We start from the raw sequence: 12,726 nt of genomic DNA on the forward strand, positions 1-12,726 counted from the left end.
CATTGATTCTGCTCGCCCCTGCTACTGTGCATGGGGTTGTTTTCGAGGTTTTTGATTCAGGCGGCCATGCGTCGCCGCTGCAAGCGCGTTGCGACGGCCGTCAGCTCTGACGAAAGCCCATCCGGAAGGCGCCCCAATGCTTGCCGCGGATCATGATCGGCGAGGACAGGTCCTTCATCAGCACGAACTGCCCGCCGCCCATGTCGCGGCGATAGGTCTGCAGCAGGAACGGCTTGGTGTTGGCCGCGACCTTCTGCACCGCGCGATCGGTGAACAGGCGGCGGTTGCGGCAATTGGCGTTGTTCCAGACCGGGTCCTTGCCCTGCGGCAGGCGGTAGTTCGGGTTGTGGGTCGGCAGATAGCCGCCCTTGGCCCAGGCGACGCAGAACACGATGCGGGGATCGGACTTCTGGATCGGATCCTGGATCGCGGGTAGCACGCGGTCGGTGAAGTCGACATAGTTAGTGTTGTACTGCTTGGGATCGGTGCCGGGGATTTCCCGATAGTTCTCGTCCATGAACTGGTCGAGCGTGATCTCGCCGCGGCCGATGGCGGCTTCGAACTCGTCGGAGATCCGCTTTGCGGTCTCGACGACGGTGCGGATCAGCGGCGCATCCGATGTCTCCACGCCGCTGTCGGCGATCAGTGCGATCAGGCCTTCGGACGTATCGAGCAGTTTGGTCACGCGCTGATCGGCGTTCTTGAGATCGCGCGAGGAGAGGTCGACGCCCTTGGCGAGCTCGTTGAGCTCGCTGATGACGGTGTCGCAATGTCCGAGATTGGAAGTCGCCGCGCGCGTGACGCTGCCGATCTCCGCTTCCACGGAAGCGAAGCCCTGCTGGACCCGCGAGATGATGCCGGAGATGCGCTGGGCGCCTTCGCCGGCCGTCTTCGCGCGCTGCGAGGCATCGCTGCTCTCCCCGATCAGGCCTTCGATCTGGCCGTCGAGATCGCGCACGGTGTCGGAGATTTGGTGTGTGGCCTGGCGGGTGGCTTCCGCGAGGTTCTTGACCTCGCTTGCGACCACCGCGAAGCCGCGGCCGGCATTGCCGGCGCGTGCCGCCTCGATGGTGGCGTTGAGCGCGAGCAGGTTGGTCTGCTTCGCGATCGCCTCGATCGAGCCGGACACTTTTGCGACTTGTGCCAGCGCGGAGCCGACGGCGCTCAAGCGCGCCTCGATCCGCTCCACGGCTGCAACGAGTTCGGAGATGTGGCTCACCGCGGCGTCGACTGCGCCGCGCGACTGCGCGATCTCGCCGACGGCCGCTGACGTGGTGGTTTGCACCGCCTGCGACGCATTGGCGATGTCGTGATTGGCCGACACCATCGTCTCGGCGGTTTCCTGGAGGTGATGAAACCGTTCCGATTGGTTCGCGACGCGGCTGGCGACTTCCTGGACGTTGCCGGCGATGTCAGCGAGTTCCACACCGAGGCCGCCGATGCGATCGGCGAGCTGATCGATCAGCCGTTCGGCAAGCGTTCGGTTGGAGCCGGTGTCCAGTACTGCAAGTTGTACGACGGACATGTCTTGAGAGTCCTCCAGTCAGAGCCGTTCGCCGGCTCTCCGCGGCATTCCCATTCCAATTCCGGTCTTAAGAGGTGATTCGCGCGTTGGCGTCTTGCCTGAGCGCGCACTAGAGCTTGTAGGCCGTCCTGAATCCGCCCCAGTGCCGGCCCTGCACGCGGATCGGAACGTCGATCTCGCGCATCATCACCGTATTTCCGTTGCCCATGTCGCGCGCATAGCTCTGCACCAGATACGAGCGCAGGTTGCGCGCGGCGGCCAACCCCGCCGGATCGTTGAACATCCGCCGGTTGCGGCTGTTGGCCGTGTTCCAGGCCGGATCACCCGGCCGCTGCGGATGCGAGTAGATCCTGTTGTGCACCGGCAGGAAGCCGTTGCGATCGACCATGGCGCAGAACGCCAAGCGCGGGTCCTTTGCCAGAAAGGCTTCTTGGAACGCCGGCAGCGTGCGGTCGGCCCAGTCCAGATATTTGGTGCGGTACTGCTGCGGATCGGTTCCGGCGATTTCGGCGTAGTCAGTGTCGAAGAGGTCGTCGATCTTCACCTCGCCGCGGGCAACCGCCTGCTCGAAGATCGCGGTCAGCGCGTTGCCCGCCTCCATGGCGCGGGTGACGGACTCGGTGTTTTCCTCGTGGATCGACCAGAGCCTGTCCTCGATCTTCTCGCGGAGCGCGGCATCGGGATTGACGAAGTGCGCGCGGGCGCCGGCCTTGGATTGCTCGATCACGCGCAGGCGGCAAGCGCCGACGCCTTCGAGAGCGCCTTCGATCATGGCTTGCGATGCAAGGCGGCCCGCCTCCGCGCCGCCGATCAGCACGCCGTCCATCGATATCTCGTAGACCGGCAGCACGCCGCGGGCGGTTTCGAGCTTCAGATAGCAGGGCAGCCGCTCGGTCTTGCGGCGGTCGTCGTGCTCGCTCTGGCGCAGCAGCACGGCACAGCGCGATTTCAGTTTCTGTGCGAAGGCGGTCACGGCCTTGCCTGCGCTGGCGACGTTCTCGCCGTGGCTCTCGGCCGCCTTGGTCGCAGCATCGATCTCGGCTGCGCTTTCGCCAACCGAGATGATGAACTCCGACGCGCTTGTCGCGTTGCCGGAGACTTCGCTGGTGGTCGCGTTCTGTTCGGCGACCGCGCCGTTGACGGTCTCGAACACCGGGCGGATGGCCTCGATCGCCTGCGAGATGCGGTGCACCGCGTCCGCGGAGCCGGCGGCGTCGCGCTGCAGCGCGTCGATCTTTTTGGTGATCTCCTCCGTCGCGCCCTGGGTCTGCACCGCGAGTGCCTTGACCTCGGTGGCGACGACCGCAAAGCCTCTTCCCGCCGCGCCCGCACGCGCGGCCTCGATGGTCGAGTTGAGCGCGAGCAGCGTCGTCTGCCGCGCGATCTGCGCGATCAGGTTGACGACGTTGCCGATGGCGGCCGAGGATTCGCGCAAGCGATCGACGTTGGCGCGGGCTTCCTGTGCCGCGGCGCTGGCCTCGTCGGCGAGCTTGCCGGCCTCGCGAACCTGCGCCCCGATGCCCAGCGCCGACTGGGTGAATTTGTCGGCGGCATGGGCGAAGGTGGAGGCATTCGATTGCGCGGCGTTGGTCCGGCCGGTGAGGGCGTCAGTACGGTCGCGGATGGCGGCAAGCGTCGTGGCGGTTGCCTCGGCGCCGCCGGCCACCGAATTGGCGGCGCGCTCGAGCTGGCGAATCATGGCGCCCAGCTCGAGTTCCAACAGTTCCAGGATTTCCTTGGCCGAATCGCTTTCGACGGCCGCGGCAGGCTCGGAATGGGCCGCCGGCTGTGCAGTCTGCGGGGCAGCCGCGGTTGCAGCCATGTCCGGCAGACGCTTCCGAAATAGTGCGAACGCCATCAGGTCTCTCTTGTAGGGGGACGGTCGGAGGCTATTTTCGCAGGCTGGAATGAAATCAGGGTTAACGATGCCTGACATCTAGGCAGGGGCCCATACGGTGTTACCTTAAAGTCGTAGAGCCTCTTTCTTTCCAGGGGGGGGGCGGCCTATAAGGCCGCGCTTCCCACGCTCACCTTGGCGCACGATTCCCCTAGAGAAGATCACGCATGGCCGGACATTCCCAATTCAAGAACATCATGCACCGCAAGGGGCGGCAGGATGCCCAGAAGTCGAAACTGTTCGGCAAGCTGGCGCGGGAAATCACCGTCGCGGCCAAGCTGGGGACGCCCGACCCCAACATGAACCCGCGCCTGCGTGCGGCCATCACCGCGGCGCGCCAGGAGAACATGCCGAAGGACAATATCGAGCGCGCGGTCAAGAAGGCGCTCGGCAATGATGGCGAGAACTATGACGAGATCCGCTACGAGGGTTACGGGCCTGGCGGCGTTGCCGTCATCGTCGAGGCGCTGACCGACAACCGCAACCGCGCGGCTTCCGACATCCGCTCCTTCTTCACCAAGTCCGGCGGCAATCTCGGCGAAACCGGCTCGGTGTCCTTCATGTTCGACCGCACCGGCATCGTCGAATACGACCGCAGCGTCGCCTCCGACGATGCGGTGCTGGATGCCGCGATCGAGGCCGGCGCCGACGACGTGATCTCGAGCGAAGGCGGCCACGAGATCTACGCCTCGACGGAAGGCTATCGCGACGTCGCCAAGGCGCTGGAAGCCAAGTTCGGCGAGCCGCGCAAGGCCGCGCTGATCTGGAAGCCGCAGAACACGGTCGCGGTCGACGACGAGACCGGCGAGAAGCTGTTGAAGCTGATGGACCTGCTCAACGAGCACGACGACGTCCAGCACGTCTACGCCAATTTCGAGGTGTCGGACGCGCTGCTGGCGAAGATGGGCGGGTAGGGGGCCACTTCCCCTGTTACTTCCGTTCTGTTTCTGTTTCCCCCACGGCGGCCAGCCGCTATCACTGGCCCATGACGACGCTCCCGATTCGTGGCCCCGTTCGCATCATCGGCATCGACCCTGGCCTGCGCCGTACCGGCTGGGGCGTGATCGAGGCCGAGGGCAACCGCCTGATCTACGTCGCCTGCGGCTCGGTGGAGCCGCCGGACGATTTGCCGCTGGCGAGCCGGCTGCTGGCGATCCATGAGGGGCTGGCCGCTGTCCTGTCCGGTCACAAGCCGATGGAAGCCGCGGTCGAACAGACTTTCGTCAACAAGGACGGCGTCGCGACGCTGAAGCTCGGGCAGGCCCGTGGCGTCGCCATGCTCGCGCCCGCGATGTTCGGCATCAGCGTTGCCGAATACGCGCCGAACCAGGTGAAAAAGACGGTGGTCGGCGCCGGCCACGCCGACAAGCAGCAGATCGCGATGATGCTCAAGATCTTGCTGCCCAAGGCCGATCCGCCGTCCGCAGACGCCGCCGACGCGCTCGCCATCGCCATCACCCACGCCCATCATCGCCAGAGCACCGCGCTGCGGCTGAAGGTGGCCGGCTTATGATCGGTAAGCTCAAGGGCCTGATCGATTCCTACGGCGAGGATTTCGTCATCCTCGACGTCGGCGGTGTCGGTTATCAGGTGCATTGCTCGACGCGCACGCTGCAGCATCTGCCCTCGCCGGGCGAGGCCGCCGTGCTGTCGATCGAGACCTATGTTCGCGAGGACCAGATCAAACTGTTCGGCTTCCGCAGCGACCAGGAGCGCGAATGGTTTCGCCTGCTCCAGACCGTGCAAGGCGTCGGCGCCAAGGTCGCGCTCGCCGTGCTCGGCACGCTACAGCCGTCCGACCTCGCCAACGCGATCGCCTTGCGCGACAAGGCCGCGGTGGCGCGCACGCCCGGCGTCGGCCCCAAGGTCGCCGAGCGCATCGTCACCGAACTGAAGGACAAGGCGCCGGCCTTCGCCAATGTCGATCCGGCGGTCGTGCACCTCGCCGGCGCCGTCGACGACCAGCGCGCGCCGAGGCCCGTGGCGGACGCGATCTCAGCGCTGGTCAATCTCGGCTACGGCCAGCCGCAGGCGGCGGCCGCGATCGCATCGGCCTCGCGCAGCGCGGGCGAGAGCGCCGAGACTGCGCAGCTCATCCGGCTGGGCCTGAAGGAGCTGTCGAAGTGAGTGCGGCCCGCGCCAATCCCGTCGCCGTTGTTTTTCGTCGCCTTTCGCGCGTGGCCGGTATCGTCGTGATCTTCTCCATTGTGGGGCCGCTGACGGTCGCCGCGCTGGTTTCGGTGATGGTGACGATGCTCGGTGCCGCGGTGCTGCAGATGTTTCTTGCGCTCCTCGAGCTGGAGGCACTGCGCACCCTGGTTTCGGTCGCGATCGTGCTGCTGGCCATCGCCACGATTCTCGCCTCGTTCCTTCCTGCAGTCGCCGCCGGCTTGCTATTCGCGCTGGCCGCGGTCTACGCCGACCTCAACATGATCTGGATGGCGTGGCTCGCCGCAGCCGTGGCCGCCGCCGGCTTCGTCGGGTTGGGCATGTTCGTTGTGCCCGCCGAAACCTCGGCGGTGATCTTGCCGAGCGTCCGTTCCGCGCCTAAGGCGCTGAAGCTTTCCGCCATGCTCGCCATCGTCGCTGTCATCCCGGCCAGCCTGTGCTGGTGGCTCGCGAAACCGCTGCACCGTGTTATCCTGCCCGCATGAGCACTCCCCCCCGCATGGTCACGCCCGAGCGCCGCAGCGATGATGTCGGCGACACTGCGCTGCGCCCGCAATCGCTGTCCGACTTCGTCGGCCAGCAGCAAGCGCGCAAGAACCTCTCGATCTTCATCGAGGCGGCGCGCAAGCGCGGTGAGGCGCTGGATCACGTGTTGTTCGTCGGTCCCCCCGGCCTCGGCAAGACCACGCTGGCGCAGATCGTGGCCAAGGAGCTCGGCGTCGGCTTTCGCGCAACGTCAGGCCCGGTGATCGCCAAGGCCGGCGATCTCGCAGCACTCCTCACCAATCTCGAAGAGCGCGACGTGCTGTTCATCGACGAGATCCATCGCCTCAGCCCTGCGGTGGAAGAGGTGCTCTATCCCGCCATGGAGGACTTCCAGCTCGACCTCATCATCGGCGAAGGCCCGGCGGCGCGCTCGGTGAAGATCGAGCTGTCGAAATTCACCCTCGTCGGCGCCACCACGCGCGCCGGCCTGCTCACCAATCCCTTGCGCGACCGCTTCGGCATTCCGATCCGGTTGAATTTCTACACGATCGAAGAGCTTGAGAGCATCGTCACCCGGGGCGCACGCGTGCTCAGCGTCGGCATGAGCGCGGATGGCGCCAACGAGATCGCGCGACGCGCGCGCGGCACGCCACGTATCGCCGGCCGGCTGTTGCGCCGCGTGCGCGATTTTGCCTCGGCGGCCGATGCCGACAGGATCGATCGCAAGATTGCCGACCACGCGCTGAGCGCGCTCGAGGTCGATGCCGCCGGCCTCGACGCGATGGACCGCCGTTACCTCACGACCATCGCGCAGAACTATGGCGGCGGCCCGGTCGGCGTCGAGACGATGGCCGCCGCACTGTCCGAGCCACGCGACGCGATCGAAGACATCATCGAGCCCTATCTGATCCAGTGTGGCTATCTGCAGCGGACCCCGCGCGGCCGCCTGCTCACCTCGCACGCCTTCCGCCACCTCGGCATCAGCGAGCCCTCGCGCGATGCGGCGGCACAGTTCGGCCTGTTCGGCACCGACGAGAGCGACGACTGATCTGCGCAAGTGCAGCCTGCTCGGGCCGTCATGAATTTCCGGTCATCTCGTGCAGAGGGTCTGCACAAACGCACCCCATTTCCGCTCCAATAGGGTCGCATCAACAAACTGCATCACGATCGGGCTGCCATGATCACGCGCCGTCATTTCTTCCGTTCCATCGGCGGCCTCTCCGCCCTCGGCGTCTCGACCGCGGCCTATGGCGTCGGCGTCGAGCCGATGCTGCGGCTTCGGGTCACCCGCTATCATCCAACCCCGCGGCAATGGCCGGCGGATTTCCCGCTGAAGATCGCCGTAATCGCCGACATCCACGCCTGCGATCCCTGGATGTCGCTGGAGCGGATCGAGGCCATCGTCGATCGCACCAATGCGCTCAACGCGGATATCATCGTGCTGCTCGGCGACTATGTCGCCGGCCTGCACCAGGTCACGCGCATCATTCCGGCCAGCGAATGGGCCAAGGTGCTGGCCGGCCTGAAAGCGCCGCTCGGCGTCCATGCCGTCATGGGCAATCATGATTATTGGGCGGACAGGACCGTGCAGCAGGCCGGGCACGGGCCGACGGTCGCGCATCGCGCGCTGGAGGCGGCCGGCATTCCCGTCTACGAGAACGACGTCGTGCGGCTTGCCAAGGACGGCCGCGCGTTCTGGCTCGCCGGCCTTGGCGATCAGCTCGCCTTTCTGCCGGCGCGACGCTTCCGGAGCACGGGACGCTTCGGCGCCGACGATCTCGACGCGACGCTTGCCAAGGTCACCGATGATTCGCCGATCATCCTGCTCGCGCATGAGCCCAATATCGCGCCGCGCGTGCCCGCCCGCGTCGCATTGCAACTGTCCGGCCACACCCATGGCGGCCAGGTCCGCCTGCTCGGCTGGTCGCCGGCGGTTCCGCCGCAGCACGGCCTCCGGCTCGCTTATGGTCATGTCAGGTTGAAGTGCGACGTCATCATCTCCGGCGGCCTCGGTTGCAGCATCATGCCGCTCCGCGTCGGCGTGCCGCCTGAGATCGTCGAGGTCAGGCTGGGACGGGGGCCTTTGATCGTCTAGCCGCGCTTGCGCAGCCGGCCGTTTTTGCGCAAAACGGGCTGGTTACCGAAAGCGAAGAGGGTCGTGACGTGACAGCTCATCTCGACGGCGAGATCCGCGACGGCCGCCACCACATGCAGGTTCGCGTCTACTACGAGGACACGGATTTCTCAGACTGGACGTTGTCGTAACAGCTCAACGTGCTGATGTTCCCTGTTTTGGGACAGTTTTCTGGGAAAAGCTGCGGGCTGAAAAGGGCTGCGGCGTTCAAGTACGGGGTGTACTCGTAGGGCATCCGCTTGCGCGCCGGATGCACTATAATGCAGTTGAGCAGGTTGCGGAAAGCGACACGAGTCTCGATCGCCTTCGGATTTGTCTTGAGCGCGGTGACCAGTCTCTTTGCCTCCGAACAATATCGGTCACCAAACCTCGGATGATCGAACGGGATCACGTTTTCGCCACCGTTGCCGAGCAACCGCAGGCGCTCCTCGAGAGTTTCCCGCTCCGCGTCACATTCATCTATCCGCTTGACTAACTCATCCGGCTTGCGACGGCTGTTCGCGATCGCATATGACAAGCGTTCGATCTCAGTGTTCAGCACATGGCACCGACGCTCTAGGTTAGAGCGTTCGCTGGTCTTTTGCGGATTTCTCTTCTGCTCCTCCTTCCAGGCACGCATCGCCTCTTCAATGGCTTTCGGAGAAAGCAATCTTACTTCCATTTTTTCCGCAACGTCCTTCAGTAGAACGTCCATATCAAAGCTGCGGGTATGCTCGCAGGTGCTTCGCTGATGCGCGTTGGCGCATGCGGCGCGTGGTCCACCATTCCGGGAGGACTGAGCGATTCGCATATGGCCATAGCAAACGCCGCACCGAAGGACTCCTGCAAGCGGATGCTCGTTGTTGCGCGGGACCACGGGTCGGCGCCGCGGCTTGCCGGTAGGTCCGAACAGGTGGATAGCGCGCTCACTGCGAACCTTCTGCGCTCTCTCCCAGAGCGCTTGGGGAACGATCCGCAGCTCGGCGTTTTTGACGATGATGTGGCGTTCTTCAGGATTGCGGCGCTTCTGCTTCTTCTGCGTTTCCGGATTGAGAATTGTTGAGCGAACATTCCAATGTATTTCGCCGATATACAGTTCGTTGCCGACAATGCCGCGACCATGGCGGCCGCCAGTGATGCACTGATGATTCCAGGTGGTACGACCAGCCTTGTTCTTATGACGAGTGGCCCCAGGCGTGGGCACGCCTTCGCGGGTAAGATCGGCGGCGATATCTCGCGTTGAACGGCCCGACGTATACTCGATGAAGATACGGCGCACGATCTTCGCTTCGCTCTCATCGATCATCCGCTCGCCAGGCGCGCCCGGCCTTGGCCGATAACCATAGGCGTATGAGCCGGGAATTCTTCCGTTGCTGACAGCGTTATCGTGCCCGCGCCGAACCTTGTCGGCGAGCTGTGGCTTGTAGATCGTATTGTAGAGACTTGCGATGCTGATGTCAGTCGCCGTCGCATAAACGCCCTTCTGATCCATCAGCTCAACGCGGTTGAACTCAAACACCTGCTTGAGCCGCTGGATTGTGGCGGGATCGCGCGACAAGCGGTCGAAATGCTCGACGATGATCACGTCGAAGTCTTGCTTTCGCACACCTTCGAGCAAACGCTGATAGCCATCGCGCTTGTCTTCGGTAAGGCCAGATTTTGCAGCGTCGACAAATTCACCAACGACATCGAGGCTATTGCGTGCGGCGACCTTCCGGCAGAGTAATAGCTGACCGTCAATCGAGGTCACTTTTTGCATGTCGCTCGAGTAGCGAGCGTATATCGCGGCCCTCTTTTGTTGTGATCGTGTCGCCATCCCGTTCCCCTATCGACTGCCCCGAAACGCCTTGTTCATCCCGCGCAAGCTGCCGTCCAATGGCACGCGCCAGCTCAAGCCAAATTTCCTCATTGTTGGGATTGTCCCAACTTTGCAGGTGAGAAGGATCAAGCGGTCGCATGATCGCCTTTTGGCCCCGAGGCGAGTGGATTCGGATAGGCATTGCAGCCAAGCCTTCACAAGCTACCGTAAATTTCTACCGCGCGCTATGAATAGGCGGCTGGGATCACGTGCGGCGTTCGCATGCTCCGTTCGGAGGCTCGATCGAAGCCCCTGCATTCGGCTTTCGCCTGATGCGGATCGCCATCCGGCAGCAGCCTCAGTCGGCAAGCGCCATGACCTGACAAGAGTCACGACAGGGCGACGGATGACTTTTGCTCCCGCAGCTCTCATGGAAGTCTCAATTGGCAATGGCGAGTCTATTCATGTTGACTGTTGCAGTCGTGAATGAAAATGAGATTCTTCGAATGTAGGGCGCGAGCGCGTCGCTAGCGAAGCTAATCGTAAGCCGGAGGGAATTTGCTAAGCAAAGCGGAGTAGAAATACTTGTGTCTGAGGGTGCGAGACATCCGATTGATCCGGTTCATAGGCATGACGATCCGTTTTCGCAGTCATTACACGACGAACGTCATTGAATGGGACGCAAGGCATGTCGGAGTCGCACCGACCCACTGGCCTGCGACTCTGGGACCGGATGGATCTAACTGCTCGCGCGCCTGCGACTGCGAATCCTCTGCCAACTCCTGGCAACCATCGGAGCGGTCATCTGCACCGCTGCGGGAGACGACGCCAAAGCAGCTGACTGCTATTGGACCTGCCCTAACATTCCAAATATCATATCGAACAACGTACCAGCACTGCGGGCGAGAACCCCTTCGGCGCTTGCCCGCCCGATGCGCACAGCGCGAACGAGAGGGCGCTGCAATGCCCAAGATTTTGATGATTGCTTGGAAAAGAGCGTCCGTGCCGGAGAACGAGTTCTCAAAAACCCAACAAGGGGAATCGCACTGTGACAGCCTCTCTTGACGGCGAAATTCGCGATGGACGCCATCACATGCAGGTCCGCGTCTATTTCGAAGATACGGATTCCGGCCAAATTGTGTATCACGCAAATTTTTTACGCTTCATGGAACGCGGCAGGACGAATTACTTGCGCCTGCTCGGAACCAGTCAGCACGCGCTGCTGCAAGAGGCGCGGAACGATGCGCCCGGCTTTGCCTTTGTCGTCCGGTCGATGACAATCGATTTTCTAAGGCCGGCAGTCTTGGACGACGTGCTTGACGTCGTTACTCTCCCGCAAGAGGTGAGAGGCGCGTCAATTACCTTACTGCAGGAATGCAGGCGCGCAGAGGATCTCTTGGTCACGGCGCGTGTACGTGTGGCGTTTATCTCATGCGGAAAAGCGCAGCGTATCCCGAACGCGCTGCGGCTTGCTATAGAAGGGCATAAATGAAATCTGCTCGTAATTCAAGCCTTGGCCGTCCGGCGACAAACGAAGAGGTGCGTCGCGCCGCGGATCGGAGGCGCATAACTCCTCTGCGCTGTAGCGTGCAAATCGGACAGACCGGATGCGCTGTGGGCAAGCTCGCAGCACGCCGTGCCCGTGCTCACTTGGCCCCGTGTGCAAAGAAAAGACGAAGGTCGGCGTGAAGGCGCGCCAGCGCCCGGGCCTTTCCAAACGTCTGGATGCCGCGCTCGCCGTGGATGAATTTGGCAGCACCGGTGGTCATACCCGCGCCAGCACCGCATTAATGCGTGCTTGAACTTCGGGCACATAACGAATCTCTCCGGCATCAAATCGCCGGCAAAACTTACATCTGAGCGAGTTCACGCATCGGACCAGCGGATAGGGTCAACTGATGGAGAGTTGCGCCTTAATGTAGCTGTGCTAGTACGCCCACTTTCGAATCGAGGAGCTAAGAGTGGCGAAGAAGGCAAAGAAGACGGCTACGAAGAAGAAACCTGTGCGTCGTGAATACACGAAGGCTGACGAGAAGGAGCTGCGCGCTCATTCGAAAGCGAAGACTCCGGTTGCGAAAATCGCGAAGCTCACAAAGCGCTCCGAAGGCTCACTCCGTCAAAAGGCGGTCAAGCTTGGAATCCGACTCGGTCACCAGCGCTAGAAGGCGGCATCATGATCGTGCTGCACGCCAGGTCGCTGCCTGATAATCCCTACGACGGTCATACCCTGCGTGACGTCATCGACCGCACCGAGGCACTCACCGGCTGTCCGATCGAGCGGGCCTATGTCGATAAGGGATATCGCGGCCACGACACGCAAAATCCCCGTCGTGTCTTCATTTCGGGCCAGAAGCGCGGCGTGTTCGGCGCCATCAAGCGCGAGCTCCGGCGCCGCTCCGCCATCGAGCCCATCATCGGACATCTGAAGGCCGAAGGTCACCTTGGCCGCTGCTATCTCAAAGGCCGCGCCGGCGACGCCGCCAACGTCGTGCTCTCAGCAGTCGGCCACAACTTCCGCCGGTCCTCGCCTGGCTCAGAGAACTCTTGTGCCTCTTCCTGATCCAGCTATCGCATACGCTTGACCGTCCACTCCCGCTCGATACGGCTTCTTAACGGACGACTACCTACGACCGCGACGAGGACTACGACGAGGACCACGCAGGAGAGACAGGATTTTGGGAGCTGGGCACCGGAAAGCCGACAAACGGCTCTATCCATTCGAACACTCGGCACGGAAG

12 protein-coding genes and 2 pseudogenes are annotated in these 12,726 nt (G+C 63.1%); 10 read left to right on the forward strand and 4 right to left on the reverse strand.

From position 1 onward, the window contains the following. Positions 1-100: 100 nt before the first annotated feature. Together BRA1417_RS0108780 and BRA1417_RS0108785 are read right to left on the reverse strand one after the other, a co-directional pair. Positions 101-1,525, reverse strand: coding sequence for a methyl-accepting chemotaxis protein (locus tag BRA1417_RS0108780; RefSeq protein ID WP_027515521.1), 1,425 nt, complete (start codon positions 1,523-1,525; stop codon positions 101-103). A 109-nt stretch (positions 1,526-1,634) separates the two neighbouring features. Next, entirely contained in the window at positions 1,635-3,383 is a 1,749-nt protein-coding gene (locus BRA1417_RS0108785) for a methyl-accepting chemotaxis protein (RefSeq protein WP_027515522.1), read from the reverse strand. Between the two features lie 206 nt (positions 3,384-3,589). Here BRA1417_RS0108785 and BRA1417_RS0108790 point away from each other — a divergent pair, with 206 nt between their 5' ends. The 7 genes and pseudogenes from BRA1417_RS0108790 to BRA1417_RS45310 all read left to right on the forward strand — a co-directional run. Further along, on the forward strand, positions 3,590-4,336 hold the full coding sequence (locus BRA1417_RS0108790) for a YebC/PmpR family DNA-binding transcriptional regulator (RefSeq protein WP_027515523.1): 747 nt from the start codon (positions 3,590-3,592) through the stop codon (positions 4,334-4,336). A 71-nt stretch (positions 4,337-4,407) separates the two neighbouring features. Further along, positions 4,408-4,935 carry a crossover junction endodeoxyribonuclease RuvC gene (gene ruvC / locus BRA1417_RS0108795; protein ID WP_007599969.1) on the forward strand — a complete coding sequence of 176 codons (528 nt, stop codon included), beginning with the start codon at positions 4,408-4,410 and terminating at the stop codon, positions 4,933-4,935. Next, a complete protein-coding gene (gene ruvA, locus BRA1417_RS0108800) occupies positions 4,932-5,549 on the forward strand; it encodes a Holliday junction branch migration protein RuvA (RefSeq protein ID WP_027515524.1) in 618 nt (205 codons plus the stop codon). The genes ruvC and ruvA overlap by 4 nt, the downstream gene beginning before the upstream one ends. After that, complete coding sequence (locus tag BRA1417_RS0108805; RefSeq protein WP_027515525.1) at positions 5,546-6,076, forward strand: hypothetical protein; 531 nt, start codon at positions 5,546-5,548, stop codon at positions 6,074-6,076. The genes ruvA and BRA1417_RS0108805 overlap by 4 nt, the downstream gene beginning before the upstream one ends. Further along, a complete protein-coding gene (gene ruvB, locus BRA1417_RS0108810; protein ID WP_027515526.1) occupies positions 6,073-7,125 on the forward strand; it encodes a Holliday junction branch migration DNA helicase RuvB in 1,053 nt (350 codons plus the stop codon). The genes BRA1417_RS0108805 and ruvB overlap by 4 nt, the downstream gene beginning before the upstream one ends. Positions 7,126-7,254: 129 nt before the next feature. Then, positions 7,255-8,172 carry a metallophosphoesterase gene (locus tag BRA1417_RS0108815; protein WP_027515527.1) on the forward strand — a complete coding sequence of 306 codons (918 nt, stop codon included), beginning with the start codon at positions 7,255-7,257 and terminating at the stop codon, positions 8,170-8,172. A gap of 38 nt (positions 8,173-8,210) precedes the next feature. Beyond that, positions 8,211-8,324: pseudogene (locus BRA1417_RS45310) on the forward strand (acyl-CoA thioester hydrolase); the annotation flags it as partial. Here BRA1417_RS45310 and BRA1417_RS0108825 read toward each other — a convergent pair. Beyond that, on the reverse strand, positions 8,303-9,949 hold the full coding sequence (locus BRA1417_RS0108825) for a recombinase family protein (protein ID WP_245286151.1): 1,647 nt from the start codon (positions 9,947-9,949) through the stop codon (positions 8,303-8,305). The pseudogene BRA1417_RS45310 and the gene BRA1417_RS0108825 sit on opposite strands and share 22 nt — an antisense overlap. Then, the gene (locus BRA1417_RS44675) at positions 9,927-10,148 is read right to left on the reverse strand and encodes a hypothetical protein (RefSeq protein WP_198034936.1); all 222 of its coding nucleotides are present in this window, start codon (positions 10,146-10,148) and stop codon (positions 9,927-9,929) included. Before BRA1417_RS44675 ends, BRA1417_RS0108825 begins: the two co-directional genes overlap by 23 nt. Positions 10,149-11,036: 888 nt before the next feature. Between BRA1417_RS44675 and BRA1417_RS0108835 the strand changes: the two genes are divergently transcribed. From BRA1417_RS0108835 to BRA1417_RS0108850, 3 genes and pseudogenes are all read left to right on the forward strand, one after another. Further along, a complete protein-coding gene (locus BRA1417_RS0108835; protein WP_027515529.1) occupies positions 11,037-11,480 on the forward strand; it encodes a YbgC/FadM family acyl-CoA thioesterase in 444 nt (147 codons plus the stop codon). Between the two features lie 469 nt (positions 11,481-11,949). Next, positions 11,950-12,150 carry a hypothetical protein gene (locus tag BRA1417_RS0108845; protein WP_027515530.1) on the forward strand — a complete coding sequence of 67 codons (201 nt, stop codon included), beginning with the start codon at positions 11,950-11,952 and terminating at the stop codon, positions 12,148-12,150. Positions 12,151-12,161: 11 nt separating this feature from the next. Further along, positions 12,162-12,601 (forward strand): annotated as a pseudogene (locus BRA1417_RS0108850) (IS5/IS1182 family transposase); the annotation flags it as partial. Between the last annotated feature and the right edge of the window lie 125 nt (positions 12,602-12,726).

This window comes from Bradyrhizobium sp. WSM1417 (assembly GCF_000515415.1).
Lineage (GTDB): Bacteria > Pseudomonadota > Alphaproteobacteria > Rhizobiales > Xanthobacteraceae > Bradyrhizobium.

Coding starts and splice junctions, on each gene's coding strand:
- BRA1417_RS0108785 (WP_027515522.1), bottom strand. CDS start 3,383: ATGGCGTTCGCACTATTTCGGAAGCGTCTGCCGGACATGGCTGCAACC.
- BRA1417_RS44675 (WP_198034936.1), bottom strand. CDS start 10,148: ATGCGACCGCTTGATCCTTCTCACCTGCAAAGTTGGGACAATCCCAAC.
- BRA1417_RS0108825 (WP_245286151.1), bottom strand. CDS start 9,949: ATGCAAAAAGTGACCTCGATTGACGGTCAGCTATTACTCTGCCGGAAG.
- BRA1417_RS0108780 (WP_027515521.1), bottom strand. CDS start 1,525: ATGTCCGTCGTACAACTTGCAGTACTGGACACCGGCTCCAACCGAACG.
- ruvA (WP_027515524.1), top strand. CDS start 4,932: ATGATCGGTAAGCTCAAGGGCCTGATCGATTCCTACGGCGAGGATTTC.
- BRA1417_RS0108790 (WP_027515523.1), top strand. CDS start 3,590: ATGGCCGGACATTCCCAATTCAAGAACATCATGCACCGCAAGGGGCGG.
- BRA1417_RS0108815 (WP_027515527.1), top strand. CDS start 7,255: ATGATCACGCGCCGTCATTTCTTCCGTTCCATCGGCGGCCTCTCCGCC.
- ruvC (WP_007599969.1), top strand. CDS start 4,408: ATGACGACGCTCCCGATTCGTGGCCCCGTTCGCATCATCGGCATCGAC.
- ruvB (WP_027515526.1), top strand. CDS start 6,073: ATGAGCACTCCCCCCCGCATGGTCACGCCCGAGCGCCGCAGCGATGAT.